At 38.1% G+C, this 16,497-nt stretch carries 17 protein-coding genes; 11 read left to right on the forward strand and 6 right to left on the reverse strand.

Annotated elements, in window-relative coordinates; all coding sequences use genetic code 11:
* The first annotated feature begins 9 nt into the window (after positions 1 to 9).
* The 8 genes from nusA to G415_RS0101150 all read left to right on the forward strand — a co-directional run bounded on the left by nusA (position 10) and on the right by G415_RS0101150 (position 7,310).
* Positions 10 to 1,095, forward strand: coding sequence for a transcription termination factor NusA (gene nusA / locus G415_RS0101115; protein ID WP_022669737.1), 1,086 nt, complete (start codon positions 10 to 12; stop codon positions 1,093 to 1,095).
* On the forward strand, positions 1,082 to 3,220 hold the full coding sequence (gene infB, locus G415_RS0101120) for a translation initiation factor IF-2 (RefSeq protein WP_022669739.1): 2,139 nt from the start codon (positions 1,082 to 1,084) through the stop codon (positions 3,218 to 3,220). Before nusA ends, infB begins: the two co-directional genes overlap by 14 nt.
* A gap of 11 nt (positions 3,221 to 3,231) precedes the next feature.
* Positions 3,232 to 3,501, forward strand: a complete 270-nt coding sequence (locus G415_RS0101125) for a DUF503 domain-containing protein (protein ID WP_051129543.1) — start codon at positions 3,232 to 3,234, stop codon at positions 3,499 to 3,501.
* Complete coding sequence (gene rbfA / locus G415_RS0101130) at positions 3,498 to 3,887, forward strand: 30S ribosome-binding factor RbfA (RefSeq protein WP_022669741.1); 390 nt, start codon at positions 3,498 to 3,500, stop codon at positions 3,885 to 3,887. The genes G415_RS0101125 and rbfA overlap by 4 nt, the downstream gene beginning before the upstream one ends.
* A complete protein-coding gene (locus tag G415_RS09360) occupies positions 3,853 to 4,803 on the forward strand; it encodes a DHH family phosphoesterase (RefSeq protein ID WP_022669742.1) in 951 nt (316 codons plus the stop codon). The genes rbfA and G415_RS09360 overlap by 35 nt, the downstream gene beginning before the upstream one ends.
* On the forward strand, positions 4,796 to 5,641 hold the full coding sequence (truB, locus tag G415_RS0101140; RefSeq protein ID WP_022669743.1) for a tRNA pseudouridine(55) synthase TruB: 846 nt from the start codon (positions 4,796 to 4,798) through the stop codon (positions 5,639 to 5,641). Before G415_RS09360 ends, truB begins: the two co-directional genes overlap by 8 nt.
* A gap of 83 nt (positions 5,642 to 5,724) precedes the next feature.
* Positions 5,725 to 6,120, forward strand: a complete 396-nt coding sequence (locus G415_RS0101145; protein ID WP_022669744.1) for a PadR family transcriptional regulator — start codon at positions 5,725 to 5,727, stop codon at positions 6,118 to 6,120.
* 5 nt (positions 6,121 to 6,125) lie between these two features.
* Positions 6,126 to 7,310, forward strand: coding sequence for an HD-GYP domain-containing protein (locus G415_RS0101150; protein ID WP_022669745.1), 1,185 nt, complete (start codon positions 6,126 to 6,128; stop codon positions 7,308 to 7,310).
* Here G415_RS0101150 and G415_RS0101155 read toward each other — a convergent pair.
* Genes G415_RS0101155 through G415_RS0101175 form a run of 5 tightly spaced genes read right to left on the reverse strand, consistent with a single transcriptional unit; the run spans position 7,307 to position 11,923 of the window.
* Positions 7,307 to 8,938, reverse strand: coding sequence for an ABC1 kinase family protein (locus tag G415_RS0101155; RefSeq protein WP_022669746.1), 1,632 nt, complete (start codon positions 8,936 to 8,938; stop codon positions 7,307 to 7,309). The two genes, G415_RS0101150 and G415_RS0101155, sit on opposite strands and share 4 nt — an antisense overlap.
* Positions 8,935 to 9,486, reverse strand: coding sequence for a UbiX family flavin prenyltransferase (locus G415_RS0101160; RefSeq protein ID WP_022669747.1), 552 nt, complete (start codon positions 9,484 to 9,486; stop codon positions 8,935 to 8,937). The genes G415_RS0101155 and G415_RS0101160 overlap by 4 nt, the downstream gene beginning before the upstream one ends.
* Positions 9,483 to 10,364: a flagellar basal body P-ring formation chaperone FlgA gene (gene flgA / locus G415_RS0101165; RefSeq protein WP_162138529.1), complete on the reverse strand. Its 882-nt coding sequence runs from the start codon at positions 10,362 to 10,364 to the stop codon at positions 9,483 to 9,485. The genes G415_RS0101160 and flgA overlap by 4 nt, the downstream gene beginning before the upstream one ends.
* On the reverse strand, positions 10,327 to 11,115 hold the full coding sequence (gene flgG / locus G415_RS0101170; RefSeq protein WP_022669750.1) for a flagellar basal-body rod protein FlgG: 789 nt from the start codon (positions 11,113 to 11,115) through the stop codon (positions 10,327 to 10,329). Before flgG ends, flgA begins: the two co-directional genes overlap by 38 nt.
* Before the next feature lie 13 nt (positions 11,116 to 11,128).
* Positions 11,129 to 11,923, reverse strand: a complete 795-nt coding sequence (locus tag G415_RS0101175) for a flagellar hook-basal body protein (RefSeq protein WP_022669751.1) — start codon at positions 11,921 to 11,923, stop codon at positions 11,129 to 11,131.
* 147 nt (positions 11,924 to 12,070) lie between these two features.
* On the opposite strand from G415_RS0101175, the gene G415_RS10570 reads away from it, so the two are divergent.
* A complete protein-coding gene (locus G415_RS10570; RefSeq protein WP_051129527.1) occupies positions 12,071 to 13,147 on the forward strand; it encodes a GGDEF domain-containing protein in 1,077 nt (358 codons plus the stop codon).
* Here G415_RS10570 and G415_RS0101185 read toward each other — a convergent pair.
* Complete coding sequence (locus G415_RS0101185) at positions 13,137 to 14,339, reverse strand: MFS transporter (protein WP_026939499.1); 1,203 nt, start codon at positions 14,337 to 14,339, stop codon at positions 13,137 to 13,139. The genes G415_RS10570 and G415_RS0101185 overlap by 11 nt on opposite strands.
* 129 nt (positions 14,340 to 14,468) lie before the next feature.
* Between G415_RS0101185 and G415_RS09370 the strand changes: the two genes are divergently transcribed.
* Together G415_RS09370 and thiL are read left to right on the forward strand one after the other, a co-directional pair.
* Positions 14,469 to 15,581 (forward strand): AAA family ATPase, encoded by a 1,113-nt coding sequence (locus G415_RS09370; protein ID WP_022669754.1) that lies wholly within the window; start codon positions 14,469 to 14,471, stop codon positions 15,579 to 15,581.
* A complete protein-coding gene (gene thiL, locus G415_RS0101195) occupies positions 15,578 to 16,489 on the forward strand; it encodes a thiamine-phosphate kinase (RefSeq protein ID WP_022669755.1) in 912 nt (303 codons plus the stop codon). The genes G415_RS09370 and thiL overlap by 4 nt, the downstream gene beginning before the upstream one ends.
* Positions 16,490 to 16,497: the final 8 nt, after the last annotated feature.

Consider the following 16,497-nt stretch of genomic DNA (forward strand, 5'->3'; position numbering starts at 1 on the left):
GATAATAAGGTGAGTGAGATTTTCGATATAGCGAAGAAGATTTCAGAAGAGCATGAGATAGAGATAGAGAAGGTTGTGGACTATCTTGCTGAAGCTTTAAAGATTGCCATTACAAAAAAATATGGTGATGATGTCGATGTAAGAATAGAAAAAGACATTGATAATGAGATATTTGATGTTTTTATAAAGAAGAAGGTTGTAGAAAGACCGATGCTGGATAGTGAGATAAGTCTTGAAGATGCAAAAAAGATAAAAAAGGATGCAAAAATTGGCGATTTGATTGAAGAGAAGATTGATGCAAAAAGCTTAGGAAGAATAGCAGTATCAACAATTAAAAATGTTATAACAAAGCTGCTTAGGGATATAGAGAAGCACAAAGCTTACGAAGAGTATAAACAGTATATAGGTAAGATAATTGTAGGCGAAGTTTGGAGCATAGGTGCAAACAACAATGTAATCGTTGATTTTAAGAACGCAATAGGTATCCTGCCAAAAAGGGAGCAAGGTATAAATGATAAGTATGTCGTTGGTGAGAATATTAGGGCTTATGTTTTGGATGTTATAGAAGACCCTAAGAATGTTAAACTTATACTTTCAAGGACGCATCCGGGTTTTGTTAAGGAGCTGTTTAAAAAAGAAGTGCCCGAAGTAAGGGAAGGACTTGTTGAAATAAAGGCTGTTGCAAGGGAACCTTCAAGGAGAACAAAGGTTGCTGTTTATTCAAAGGATTCAAGGATAGACCCTATTGGAACTTGCGTTGGCTCAAAGGGTGTAAGGATTGCAGCTATTGTTAGAGAGCTTGGCGATGAGAAGATTGATGTTATAAAGTGGAGTGCAGACCCTTCAATCTATATTAGAAACGCTATGTCGCCTGCAAAGGTGTTGTCTGTAGAGATAGATGAAGAGATGAAAAAAGCAAGGGTGTATGTTGATGATGCTGAGTATTCTATGGCTATTGGCAAGGGTGGAGTTAATGCTAAACTTGCTGCAAAATTGACGGGTTATAACATAGATATAATGAAGATTTCGGATAGAGAAGGTGAAATCTCCTTTAACGAGACAGCCGAAACGGAGGGAGTAAATGAAGAAAATTAGGGTTTATGAAATAGCAAGAAAGCTTAATACGAAGAGTAATATAGTTATAAAAAAGCTCAACGACATGGGCATTCCCGTAAAAAGCAACTTTAGTGGAGTCGAAGAAGATAAGGCAAACGAGTTTATAGAGAAGTGGAATAAAAGTAAAAAGGAAGCCATTAAAGAAGTAAAGCAGAAGAGAAAGGAAGAAGCCAAAAAGAAGAAAAAGAAGCGTCCGAAGGAAGAGCAGGAAGAAAAACCAAAGCCAAAGAAGAAGCCGGAGTTTAAAGAGAAGTCAAAAAGAGAGTTTTTAGACGATTCTCTGCCGCAGAAGTTTAAAAAGAGAAAGAAGTATAAGAAGCAAACAAAGGAAGAAGAGCCTGCAGAAGAAGAGAGAAAGGTTATAGAGTACACGCCCACGATGACTGTTTTTGAGTTTGCTCAAAGCTTGGGCGTGGATTTTTCAGAAATTCTCTCTAAGTTGTTTGAACTTGGTGTTTTGGCAAGAAAGAACGACATTATATCTGAAGATGCAGCTAAAATTATAGCAGAAGAGTACGGATTTGAGATTAAAGAAGAAGAGAAGGGCAAAGAGCTTGAAGAAGAACTTGCAGAGATTGAAGATAAACCAGAAGATTTAAAAGAGAGACCACCAATTGTTACGGTCATGGGACATGTTGACCATGGTAAGACTTCTATTCTTGATGCAATAAAGAGCACAAATGTTGCAGCAAGAGAAGCAGGTGGAATAACCCAGCATATAGCCGCATATTCGGTTAAGGTTCAGGATAAGTATATCACATTCCTTGACACACCAGGACACGAAGCATTTACAGAGATGAGAGCTCGTGGTGCCCAGATTACCGATATCGTTGTTTTAGTTGTTGCTGCAGACGATGGTGTTATGCCACAGACGGTTGAAGCTATAAACCACTCAAAGGCCGCAAATGTTCCTATTGTTGTTGCTATAAATAAGATAGACAAACCCAATGCCAATCCAGAAAGGGTTAAACAGGAGCTTGCCAATTACGGTATAGTCCCAGAAGAGTGGGGCGGCAATAATCTCTTCGTAAATGTCAGTGCCAAAAAGAAGATAGGTATAGATGAGCTGCTTGATACTATTCTGCTTCAGGCAGAGATGATGGAGTTAAAAGCCAATCCGAATAAAAGGGCAAAGGCTGTTGTTGTTGAAGCTAAGCTTGACAAAAACAGAGGTCCTGTTGCAACGGTTGTTGTAAAGGAAGGAACGCTAAAACAGGGCGATGCCTTTATCGTTGGTGTTCAGTATGGAAAGGTTAGGGCTCTAATAGATGATAAAGGTAAAAAGGTTAAACAGGTTGGGCCTTCTTTCCCAGCTGAGATTTTGGGTTTACATGGAGTGCCAGAGCCGGGTGATACGCTGATTGTTGTAAGTGATGAGAAAAAAGCTAAAGAGATAGCAGAAAAGAGACAGGAAGAGTTAAAACAGGCGATGCTGTCTCAGAAGACTGTATCGCTTGAAAATATCTTTGAACAGATTGAAGGTGGTGAGATAAAAGAACTGCCTATAATCCTAAAAGCTGATGTTTACGGTTCAATAGAAGCAATTACAAATGCACTTTCTAAGCTCTCAACTGATGAAGTTACCGTTAAGGTTATACACTCAGCTGTTGGAGCTATAACGAAAACCGATATAAACCTTGCAAAGGCGTCAGGTGCAATTATCATAGGCTTCAATGTTAGACCTACGCAAGAAGCCTTAAAGCTTGCCAACGACTTAAAGGTTGAAGTTAGAACATACAAGGTAATTTATGAGATTGTAGATGATGTTAAGAAGTCGCTCTCTGGCATGCTCTCACCAGAAGAGAAGGAAGAGATACTTGGCAGGGTTGAAGTTAGACAGACATTTAAAGTGCCTAAGGTTGGTATAGTTGCGGGTTGTTATGTAACCTATGGAGTTATAAGAAGGAATGCAAAGGTAAGAATTTTAAGGGACGGTGTTATAATTCACGAAGGCAGTATCGCATCGCTTAAAAGGTTTAAAGAAGATGTATCCGAAGTCAAAGAAGGTTATGAGTGCGGTGTCGGTATAGAAGGGTTTAACGATATAAAAGAAGGTGATGTGATAGAAGTTTATCAGATTGTTAAAGTTCAAAGAGAGCTGTGATTGTCGGTGTAATGGAGATTGATTTTAGGATAAACGATAGCTTTTCTCTTAAGGATAAAAGAAGGGTATTGAAGAGTATTATTGAAAAAAGTAGGAGATTGTTTAATATATCGATGGCAGAGACAGACAACAACGAGATGCATAACTTTGCAACGGTTGGATTGAGCATAGTATCAAGGGATGATGGAAGGTTTATTGAGTCGGTGTTTGATAAAATTTTGGATTTTATTGAGAATAACTTTGATGTTGAGATAGTTGATGTTAGAAGGGATTTCCTATGAGAAGAAACAGCGGATTTAAAAGAAAAGACAGGGTTGCAAGCGAGATAAAAAAGGCTGTATCCCATATATTGGAAGTGGAGAGTGGCAACGAAAGACTTAAGGGCATTACTTTGACCGATGTTGAGATGACAGAAGACTTAAGAATAGCAAGGATTTTTGTAAGTTCTCAGAATAGCGATATGAACGAAGAGCTAACACTCAAGGAGCTGAACAACGCTAAGGGCTTTATAAGAAAAAACCTTGCCAAAAAGATAAGAATGAAGTATATGCCGCAGCTTGAGTTTGAGTATGATGAGTCAATAGAGTATGGTTTTAAAATAGATGCAATTTTAAAGGAGATAGAAAAGGAAAATGAAGAGAAAAGTGGCTCAGATTCTGAAGAATGAAGACTCTTTTTTGATTGTTTCTCACAAAAACCCAGACGGCGATGCGATAGGTTCTTCTTTGGCTTTATACAGCGTTTTGAAAGAGTTGGGCAAGGAAGTGTATGTTGAAAATCCTACAAAACCTGCATACACATACGACTTTTTGCCCGACTATGATGCTATTGAGCCTGTAGGCAATTCAAAAGATGTTAAGGTTGTGATTGCCGTTGATAGTGCTGAGATGCACAGATGCGGGCTAAAGAATGAGTATGTGAAGGATAAACTGTTTATCAATATAGACCATCATAAAACCAATCCGGGTTTTGGCGATATCAACATTATTGAGCCTGATGCTGCAGCTGTAGGCTGTATAGTTTGGGATATATTAAAAGAGGGCAATCTGCCAATATCAAAAAGGACTGCCGAGTATCTATATTTAAGCATTCTCACCGATACAGGTTCGTTTAGATACTCATCAACCAGCCCTAAGACATTTGCTATAGCAGGAGAGCTTTTAAAATTGGGCGTTGAGCCTTGGTATATATCGTCAAACATTTATGAGTCTGAAAAACCCGAAACCTATAAACTTCTCTCTTTGGTTCTTGATACATTGACGCTTTATCATGATGGTAAGCTTGCACTTGTTTATGTAACGCAGGAGATGTTCAAGAAGACCAACACAAGCGCTGATAATACGGAGGGTTTTGTTAATTATGCCCGCAGTATAAGAGGTGTTGAAGTTGGTGTTCTTCTAAGGGAAGATGAGTCGAATGTATTTAAGATAAGCATACGCTCAAAGGGTAATATCGATGTTAGCGAAGTTGCTGTTCAGTTTGAAGGAGGTGGCCACAAAAACGCAGCAGGCGGAACAATAAGACTGCCACTAAACGAAGCGATAGAAAGAATAGTCTCTGCGTTTGCTTTTTTGAATGAATAGCATCGTTTTGGTGGATAAACCTGCCGATATAACTTCTTTTGATGTTATAAGGATTTTAAGAAAGAGATTAAAAATAAAGAAGATAGGTCATGCCGGTGTTTTGGATAAGATGGCAACAGGCCTTCTTGTCTGTGCAACAGGCAGAGCAACAAAGCTTTTAAGTATATTTGAAAACTCGTACAAGGTCTATGTCGCAGAGATTACGCTCGGCTTAAAGACGGACACTTACGATATAACTGGAAGAGTTGTTGAAAGGTTTAAAGTCGATTTAGACAAAGATAAAATAAAGGGCGTTCTGGCTGAGTTTGTTGGAGAGATAGAACAACTCCCACCGCCATTCTCGAATGTGAAATACAAGGGAAAGAGACTGTATAAATACGCTTTGAAAGGTGAGAGTGTCGATATAAAACCAAGAAAGGTTAAGATATACGGCATAAAGCTGCTTGATATTGACGAAAATAGATTAACCATAGAAGTTAAATGTTCTAAGGGCACATACATAAGAACACTTGCCAACGATATAGGCGAAAGACTTAAATGTGGTGGTGTTGTTAGTGCTTTGAGAAGAACATTTGTATATCCGTTTTCTGTTGATGAAGCTTCAAAGCCAGAGAATCCCACTATTTTAAACCTTGAGAAGGCTTTATCTTTCTTAGACGAAATAGTTGTTCCTGAAGATTTCTTATCTTTTGTAAAAAATGGCGTCTATCCCTGTTCCATTTTTGATTGTTTTAAACTTAAAGAGAATCTATACAGACTTGTTGATGAGTCTGGAAGACTGCTTGCCGTTATAGAGAGAAAAGACAAGTCTTATTCATATAAGGCCGTTTTTATATAGTAAAAATTTCATTAAGGTATTTTCACCTATTGACTTTACAACACTAAAGGAGTATTTTACATAAAAAACGGGGGAGGTGAGAGATGTCTGATGTAGATGTAAAAATTAAAGGTTGGTGCAAAAACTACCCGGGTGATAGACCACCGAGATTTTTAAGGGCTTTTCTGTTGCTCTTTCTGGCAAAGGAAGAAGCACACGGTTATGAGCTAATTGAGAAGCTCAAGGAGATGGGTGTAAAGTATGAGACTTACGAGTTTGGTTATGTTTACAAGACATTGAGAAATATGGAGAAGGAAGGCCTTTTAACTTCAAGGTGGAATGTTAAAGAGAAGGGTGCAGCAAAAAGGATTTATAGAATTACAGAGAAGGGTATGAAAAACCTTGATGAGTGGGCTGGCGTTTTAATGAACATAAAGGATAGTATCGAGAGTTTTCTTGAAGCCTATTGGAAGATAAAGGATAAAGAGAATAGTAAATAGGGCGAATGTATAGAATCAGCGTTGACTCGCTAAAACCCGGCATGGTGCTGGGTAAGGCTATCATAAGCGACACAGGAGCTGTTCTTTTAAACAGGGGGGTTAAACTCACCCAGTTCTACATAGACCAACTGAAAAAATTAGGCTACGATGCTGTCTTTATAGAAGACCCTGATACATCAGATATTGTTGTTGAAGATGATTTAAATGAAAGAACAAGAAGAAAAGCAGTGCAGCATATAAGGGCACTTTTTAGTGTTCCTTTAAATGAGATGAAAGATATTAAAAAGTCGACGGTCTCTGAGATTAAGAAAAGCATTGAGAAGGGTAGAATAAAAGAAAAGCTTGCAGATTCTAAGGCACTTAAAAATATAGCGGCAATATCCTATGAGATAGTTGATGAGATTCTTGACTCAAAGATGCTCAGCGGTCTTGTTAGCTTTAAAAGATATAGCGACTTTACATACAAGCATTGTGTTGATGTTACGGTTTTAAGCGTGGCTATAGCCGATAAGTTTCTTTACGATAAGACAAAGTTAGTTGAACTTGCAAAAGGAACGCTTCTTCACGACATAGGAAGAGTGTTGATAGATAAAAGCCTATACGAAGAACCAAGAAAATTATCTAAGGAAGAGTTTGAAATTATAAAAACCCATCCAACGCTTGGTTATATAACGCTTAAAGATATTGCAGACATAGGCATTATAGCTGCTCACATCGTTTATCAGCACCACGAACAGCAAAACGGCCAGGGTTATCCAAGGGGTTTAAAAGGCGACAATACAATGCCATTACCCAGCAAAGAGATTAAAAAGGGTTATATCATGCCTTTGGCTGAGATAGTGTATGCGGCTAATGTTTACGATGCGCTTGTCTCTCCAAGGGTTTACAGAAGCGCCTATACGCCTGATCAGGCTTTTTTCATTATGAAAAGAATGGCAGGGACTCATATAAACAGAGAAGTGCTTAAAATGATGTTTGAGATTATACCTGCCTATCCGTTGGGAACCACAGTAATTATCTCTTCTGGAAGGTATAAAAACTATATAGGTGTTGTCTCGAAGATTCATTCAGATGCGCTCTCTCGTCCCGTTATACGAGTTATGTTTGACGATAGAAGAAAACGAATAGAGCCATTTGAGATAGACTTAAAAGAGAATCCACACATAAATATTAGCGGAATTATTATTTAGAGTTTTTTCTCTGCATCTATTATGCCTATTGCCAATATGATAATAAGTATGATACTTACAATAAGCACGACGGGTATAGAGTGAATCGAAGGGCCTATTTTGTTTGAGATAAGAAGACTCATTCCCACAATGATGGCGCTGATTATTAGGCTTATGCCTATCTGCCTTGCGACATAGCGGAATGTGTCTATCATGCGCGGGAACTGTTCAACTTCAACATTGACCTTTATTGAACCCTTTTGAAGCGTATTTATCAGGTGTTTCGTCGTTGTTGGAAGTTTTTTTGCTGCGATTAGATAGTCTGGAGATGGTTTTATGAGAATCTTGAAAATGTTTAAAGGTGAATAGAACTTTTTGGCAAATTTTTTAAAAAATGGTGCTGCTATTTCGACAAAGTTGAAGTCTGGATAGAAATCCCTTCCAACACCATCGGCTATCATTATTGCGCGCAGGAGTCTCGATGAGCTGCGTTTTATCAAAATGCCGTGTTTTCTTAAGATGCTGAAGACTTCCCTGAGCATTCTTGATAGATTCATTCGTTTTAATGGAAGTGAGTGGTATAGCTCTATTAACTCTTCTATGTCGTTTTTTAGCTCGTCTTCATCAAAATCTTCGGGAATATGAGCAAAATTTTCGATTGAATAGACAATTCTGCTTGAATCCTTCTCTATAAAACCCGATATCATCTCGATAAGGTTTACTTTATCTTCGTCGGTTATTTTACCGACCATTCCGTAATCGATATAACAGATTCTGCCATCTTCCATGATGATTATATTGCCTGGGTGCGGGTCTGCATGGAACAGTCCAACATCAAATATCTGATACCAGAACACCTTTGCTCCATCGACGGCGAGCTTTTTTAAATCAAAACCAGCATCTATAATGGACTGTTTGTTTGTGGCTTTATATCCGAAGATGTATTCCATTGTAATAACCTTTGTTGTTGTATATTCCCAATAGACTTCAGGCACATAGACATAATCAAAGACGCTAAAGTTTTTCTTAAATACATCGATATAATGCGCTTCTATCTCGTAATCGAGTTCTCTATGTATCGTTTTATCGAACTCTTCGATTAGTGGCATTATGTCGAAATGGAAGAACTGTTTTACCCTGTTTCTTATTAAAGCCCCCAATTTTCTTAAAAGAAACATATCTGAATCTATTGTCTCTTCTATGTGTGGTCTTTGAACCTTTACGGCGACGAATGTTCCATTTTTTAGCTTTGCCTTGTGAACCTGTCCTAAGGATGCACTCGCTTCTGGCTGCTCTTCAAACTCGTCAAAAATCTCTTCAAGTTTTTTATTTGTCTCTTCTTCTATAATTCTTTTGACTTCGCTAAAAGGGAATGGCTCGACTTCGTCTTGAAGTTTCTTTAGCTCTTCAATAAACGAGATTGGCAATATGCCTTCTTGCGTGCTTAGAAGCTGGCCGAATTTGACGAAAGTTGGCCCTAACTCTTCAAGCATCCTTTTAAATCGTTCAGCGACGGTTGTTTCGTCAATGTTGGTTGACTTTTTTGATTTTGTAAACTCTGCAAGTTCACCAAGTCCATATTTTGCAACGATTAAGGCTATCTGATTAAGTCTTTTTATGCCTTTGATTGTTCTCTTTTTGAATCTCATTCCCATCTCTTAAACAGGTTATTGTGTAAGTTTAACTGGTCTAATAACTTGCCTATAACAAAGTCAACGGCATCTTCAAGATTTTTTGGTTTATTATAAAATGTCAACATAGGTGGTAAGATTACAACGCCTATTTTTGAGAGTTTTAGCATGTTTTCTAAGTGAATTGGGCTTAAAGGTGTCTCCCTTACGACCATAATCAGTTTTCTTTTTTCCTTTATGCAGACATCGGCGCATCTTGTTATGAGATTGGAAGCGTATCCGCATGCAACAGCAGAAAGTGTTTTAACCGAGCATGGTATAATAATGCCTGCATCTATTTTAAATGAGCCACTTGCAAGTGGAGAAGAGAAATCGCTGTTTTTAAACACCTTACACTTTTTCTTTCTTATAAACTCATCGAACTCTTCTTCTGTCTCCTGCTTGAAAATCCACTTTGCTTCGTCTGATGCAACAACAAACAGCTCATGATTATCATTTAGAACTTCTATGAGTCTTTTGCTTAAAATTGAACCTGATGCTCCGCTGATTAAAACAGCTATTTTCATTGCACTATCACCTGCTTTTTTCCCGTTATAACAGCTGGCATAATCTTCTTTGATGAGAGATACATGATTGGTATTATGTCGCCTTTATAACCGCCTTTTAAGGCTTTTGCAACGGTTGTTATTCTTATTCTTCCTGCTACGACTTCGACGCTTACTAAGTCGCCCATTTTTACGGGTTTAAATCTTCTTGTGTTTGCCGTTGAAAATGTTGAACCTTTGGGTATGAAGTTTGTTGCTATGCGGTTAACTATATATGATTTGTTTGTGAATGTATTTGGCGCAATGCCGCTTAGCTTTGCAAATGTTATGTCTGATGCTGTTATGATTTGGCCAACTTCTATGTCTCTTTTTGCAACAGGTATCAATCTTGTTGTTTGCTCTCTTAATGCTGTAATGTTTATTGTTCTTTGAAATTTGCCGTTTTTTATGGCTTGAATTGTATAAAATGTGAATTTTGTTGAGTGCGATACAGATACAACTTTGAATTTATAGCTGCCAGCTGGCAATAATATCGGCAGATGAGAAACGATGGTTAGATTTTTTCCTATTATTCTTTGTATGTCTGAAGCTTTTAAGGTTATCGTTTCTGCTGAAATTTTTACGGTTTTTGAGCCGCATACTGTGGCTTTTATACCTTTTTGTTTTAGGGTGAATGAGATGAAGGCTTTTGTTAGGGTTATCGAGTTGTTTGCAAATGGTGCTGGTGCAATAACGATGTCTTTTAGGTTTGCCGGATAGCGTGAAGCTATCTCTTTTATTGTGATGTTGTTTGAATTGACCGTTGCTTTCTCTTTAAGCACTATATCGCAGCCAAGCGCAGTCTGAATGAGTATAAACAGACTAACGCTTGACATTATTAGCAGTTTGAAGCATCTCATCGCTTGTTTGGATTGCCTTTGCATTTGTTTCATAAGCCCTTTGGGCTGCAATCATCTCAACCATCTCTTGGACAACACTTACATTACTCATCTCTAAAACGCCCTGTTCGAGTGTTCCGAGTCCATTCGTGCCCGGATTGTTTATTTGCGCTGCTCCTGAAGACTGGGTCGGTTTGAACAGATTGTGTCCTAACGCTTTTAGTCCGGCTGGGTTGACGAAGTATGCAAGCTGAATTTGACCAATCTGAGTTGGTGTGTTTTGACCTGCTTCAAGCACAGATACCGTTCCATCGTTGCCTATGTTAATTGCAACCGTGTCGTTTGGAATCGTGATTTGTGGAATTAAAGGATAACCTTCGCTGTTTACGATTCTGCCGTTATTGTCTATTTTGAATGCACCACTTCTTGTGTATGCTATTGTGCCATCTGGCATTTGAATTTGAAAGAATCCCTTGCCTGCAATTGCGACATCCAACGGATTGCCGGTTTCTTTAAAGTTTCCTTGAGAGAAGTTCTTTACGACTGCTGCAGGTTTAACGCCTAAACCTATCTGAATGCCTGTTGGTTCCACTGTGTTTGCAGTTGATGCTACACCTGGTTGTCTAACCATCTGATAGAGTAGGTCTTCAAAATCTGCTCTACTTCGTTTGAATCCAACAGTATTGACATTGGCTAAATTGTTTGCGATTACATCAACATTGAGTTGTTGGGCTTCCATGCCCGTTGCTGCCGTCCATAGAGACCTTATCATTTTGTCCTCCTATTTAACCTACTTTACTTAGATTTCTGACTGTGTTGCCTAAGAGCTCGTTTCCAAGCGAGTCTATAACCTTTTGATACCTTTCAAAGTTTCTTTGGGATTCTATGAGCCTTACCATCTCTTTTACAATGCTAACATTACTTAGTTCTATGTAGCCTTCTTTAAGGTAGGTGTTTACTGCTGCTGTTGGTGTCTCATTATTTATCGGAACAAACGATGCATTAGGCATTTTCTTAAGATTTGAGTAATTTCTAAAATCCCTTATAGCTATTTTGTCTATCTGAACGCCGTCTGAAATAACTACGCCGTCAGGGCGTATCATAATATTTTTGCCTGTTATTTTGATTAACTTGTGGTTTCTAAAGTAATTTTCGCCCAAAACTGGATATCCTGTATCTCTTTGGACGAGTATACCATCTTTGTTAATATCAAACTGGCCGTTTCTTGTGTATTCTATGCCGTTAGGCGTGAGAACAACAAAAAAACCTTTGCCTGCCAGGGCGATATCTAATGGGTTGCCCGTATGCCTTAAGGGACCTTGAGAGAAATCGATATAATCTACATCCAAGTGTGGGACAGACTCTATTGTCTCGTTGACGAATCTTTCAGCCTGTTTGGTGTTTGGTGGAATGGGAAGGTTTGCATTTGCTTCTCCCCACACCCTGGACCATGTTTGAACATTTATTCGCTCTTTCTTAAATCCCGGCGTGTTTAGGTTTGCTATGTTGTTTGTTATGTTATTAACCCTTTGCATCTCAACTATCATTCCGCCAGCAGCAGAATAGACACCACTGAACATTTTTTCACCTCCCGATTGGTAAATAGCAAATGCTGTTCCTGTTATTGAGATTAATAAATAATTAATATAAATTAAATATTTAGTTAAATTAAAAAAATACTTAAAAAACAGTTGCAATTTACTCGTTTTGGACTATAATTTTAATCAATGAGCTTCAATAAATGGTTTTACCTTTTAATAGAGTCTAAGGCTATATCGTATCAAAACATAAAACACAGGTTTCTTAACTTGATTCTTGTCATATGTATTGTACTCTTTGCTGGATTCATTGCTGAAGATCTGTTGGTTAAAGGTTTAGAGAAGAGAATTTTGGCTTCTTTTTCTGGGTTGCTGTTTACTTCTATTTTGTATTATTTTTCCCGTTTTAGAAGGATTTTTACACCTGTTGCTGTTGTTTTCTTTGTATTTATGCTGTTTGTTTTTCTGCCGCTTTTGTGGAGTGAAAGCGGTGGAATGATTGGTGTTTTGCCATTCTTTTTTATACTTTATACTGTTGCGATAGTTTTTATTTTTGAAGGAAGATGGAGAGTGTTCTTTCTATCTGTTGCTTTTGTAGTGGCTGTAGCATTGAGCATTTGGGATTTATTTCATTATGTAGAAGTTGGCTGTTCTAATGTTTCCACTGTAAGGTTCATAAATAGAAGCGTGGCTTTCTTCTTCGTTGCTATAGCTTTGGCATTGTTTACATCCTTTGCCTTGGGTAGATATAAGAGTGAAAAGCTGAAAGCAGAAAGTCTCTCTAAGGTTGATTATTTAACTGGCCTGTTTAACAGAAGGGAGGGTATGGAGAGATTAAATTACCTTATAAACTACTTAGAAAGAGAAGAAAAGAGACTATCCATAATAATGATGGATATCGACGATTTTAAGAAGGTTAACGATAGATACGGCCACATCTGTGGTGATATGGTTTTAAAAGAGATTGCAGATATAATAAAGTCAAACATAAGGCAAACGGACATAGCAGTTAGATGGGGCGGAGAAGAGCTTTTAATAATCCTTCCCAATGCAGGCAAAAGAGAAGCTTTCTCTATAGCTGAAAGGATAAGAAGAGAGATAGAAGGACAAAGGTTTAGCTGCGATGGTAATATATTTCATATCACTATAACGGGTGGTATTGCATCTTACGATTTTGAAAAAAGTGTAGAGAAGAATATAGCATCTGCGGATAAAGCCCTTTACGAAGGAAAAAGGCAGGGTAAAAATAGGAATATTATCGCTTAATCTGTTTCTCGAGTTTTAAAAGATAGAAAAAGATGAGAAGGTTTAAAAGTATTATAAAGCCAGTAAGAATGTATGTTGTGCTGAATTTATATATGATGCCTATCTGAATACCGAATATTGGGCCTAATGTTCCGCCAATATCACCAAGCAGCTGATAAACTGAAACGGCTTTGCCTCTGTTTTGAAGTGGCGTTATGTCTCCGAGTATGCTTAAAAGCGAGATGTTGTTTGAACCTATTGCTATGCCGAGCATGATTAGGGATATTACGACTTGAAGTGAGTCTCTTGAAAAAGCAAGCAGAAGGAAACCTAAGAATACAATAACTGTCGCTGGAAATCCTATTGTTGACCTGTATTTTAGGCTGTCAACGATTCTTCCTGCCGCTATACCGAAGATTCCTGATGATGCCATCATGAACGCCATCGCAAGTCCGCTTGTAAACCTTGGGTCTGGATAGATGAGAACGATATTTTTCTCTTTTATGAATAAGACAAGTGTTGCCATTACAACACCCTGAAGCGAAAAGAATGTTAAAAAATTGCCCATGCTTATTACGGCTATGTCTCTGTTTGAGAACATAAATTTAAATGATTCCTTAAGGTTTATGGCGTTTTTGCCTGCTGGTTTTGTCTTTTCTTTGAAGAAAAATATTACAAGAAGCGCACCCAGTATTGAAGCTATGGCGCTTGATAAAAAGGCTATGCAGTTTGAAATAAGACTTGACAAGATACCGCCGATTACAAGTCCAGCTGGAACACCAAGCGATAAAGCTATTCTAACTTTGGCTGTTGATTTGCCACGAGTTGCCTTCTCAGAAAGATTTAATGCTATTGTGTTTGCTGAAATAAAAAGGAAGGCTGAGCCTATGCCCCATATTATTCTGCCCAAGAAGAGAAGAATGCCGTGCGGCGAAAAGTAAAGCGAAACTACATACAAGATACTTCCGATACTCTCAATAATGAGTCCTAATACTAAAGGTTTTTTACCACCAAAGGTATCTATTGTTATGCCAACGAGCTGATTTATAAATACACGAGTAAGCTTATTTGCTGAGATTATTAAACCTATGAAGAATGCCGATAAGCCGAATTCTATGCCCAGAACAGGCAGTATGGGAAAGACTATTCCACCACCTATGCCGCCCAAAAATACGGCAGTGGGAATTAGCCATCCAATGTCGTTTCTTTTCATGGTTTCTTATAATACTATCTTTGAGTTTGTGGTCAATCGTTGTTTAGGAGCTATCTTCCTTTCTTGAAAAAGTGGGATAAAAATAGTATAAGGTGAGCATGAGATACTTAAAGAGCTCGGGTTTTTTAAATGGAAGGGAGTGATGTTAACAGTTTTGACGAACTTGTAGGGCAAAAGCATCTATTTGGCAAGAATAAGCCGCTTTATCTGTTTTATCACTCTGATAAAATTCCGCCATCTCTTATTTTGTTTGGGCCGCCGGGCGTTGGCAAAACAAGTTATGCCAAGCTTTTGGCAAAGAGACACAATCTTGAGTATTCTTTCTTAAACGCCACAGATTGTCCATCATCACTGCTTAGGGAGACTTTGAAAAAAGGCACCAAAAATAAGCCCATTCTTGTGGTGATAGATGAGATTCACAGGTTTGATAAGAAACAACAGGATATCTTACTTCCATTTTTAGAAGATAAAAGTGCTATTCTTGTTGGAACTTCGACATTTAATCCTTACTTTAAGCTTACGAAGGCTCTGCGTTCTCGCTGTTTTGTTTATGAATTTAAAAGGTTGACTGAAGAAGAGCTGTTCGAGATAGGAAAGAGAGTTATACCTGATTTAGATGATGATAAATTGAGAAAGCTTGTTCTTTTGGCATCTGGTGATGCAAGAAGACTTTTGAATATGATTGATGTTTTGAAAGGAGTTGATGAGATACCCAAAGAAGTTGAAGAGCTCTTTGGTGGTGATTTGGGATATGAGAACGAGACAGAAAGGTATGGGCTTATCTCTGCGTTTATAAAGAGTGTTCGTGGGAGTGATGTTAATGCGTCTCTTTACTATCTTGCAAGACTGCTTGAAGCTGGTGAAGATGCAGAGTTTATAGCAAGAAGACTATGCATACTTGCAAGTGAAGATATAGGTCTGGCTGATAACAATGCCATAAATATTGCATCATCGACATTAAACATCGTAAGAGAGATAGGCATGCCAGAAGCAAAGATTACGCTTGCTCACTGCTGCGTTTATCTTGCCAAAGCTAAAAAATCCAACTCATGTTATGCCGCCATAAAAAAGGCTATAGCGGATATAAAGGGTGGCAATATAATGAAGGTTCCGCACTATTTGACTCCAAAGGGAAGAAAGGATTACCTAAATCCACACAACTTTAAGGGCTCTTTTGTGAAGCAGAAGTATCTTGAAAAACCCGTTGAATACTTTACTCCAAAGGAGAACGACGAAATTTGAATATATCAGATATTGGAGAGTTTGGCCTTATTGAAGAGATAAAAAGGCTTACTAAAAATCCAGAAGGTGCTTTGGGTATAGGTGATGATTGTGCCATTATCGAGTATGGTGAGAAAGAGTTGCTTGTTTCTGTTGATGCTTTGGTTGAAGGTGTTCATTTCTTTGAAGATGCTAATCCTTATCTGCTCGGCAGAAAGTCGCTTGCAGTCAATATAAGTGATGTTGCTGCAATGGCTGGCATTCCTAAGTGGTGTTTTCTTTCGATAAGCATTGGAAAGGGTGTTGCTAAGGAGTGGATAGATAGTTTTATGAAAGGATTTTTAGATTTAGCAGAAGAGTATAATGTCTATCTGCTTGGTGGCGATACGACATCTTCTGAAAAGACGGTGATAAATATAACGATAATTGGTGAAAACAGAAAGGGAAAATCCCTAAAAAGGTCAACGGCTAAGGTTGGAGATTTGGTTGTTGTAAGCGGTAGGATAGGCTGCTCTTTTGCGGGTTTTAAAGCTTTAAGAGATAGTATTGAAGGTTTTGAAGAGTTAAAGGATAAGCATTTAAATCCAAAGCCTATGGTTGAAGAAGCTTTAAAAATTAGGGATATAGCAACGGCAATGATAGATATAAGCGATGGACTTGTTCAGGATTGTGGTCATATAGCAGAATCGAGCAAGGTAAAGATAGAGCTGTTCTGGGATAAGATACCGTTCTGCGATACGGATATTGCAACAGAAGAAGAGATGCTTTGTGGCGGTGAAGATTATCAGATTCTTGCAACTATAAGAAGCAATGCAGGTTTGCCTGATGGTTTTTATGTAATAGGAAGGGTTGTAAAAGGCGAAGGTGTTGTGCTTTTGAAGAATGGTAAGTCTGTGGAACTCAAAGATTGTGGTTATAGGCATTTTTAAGGAGAAAC

The sequence above is a fragment of the Hippea alviniae EP5-r genome (assembly GCF_000420385.1).
Classification (GTDB): domain Bacteria; phylum Campylobacterota_A; class Desulfurellia; order Desulfurellales; family Hippeaceae; genus Hippea; species Hippea alviniae.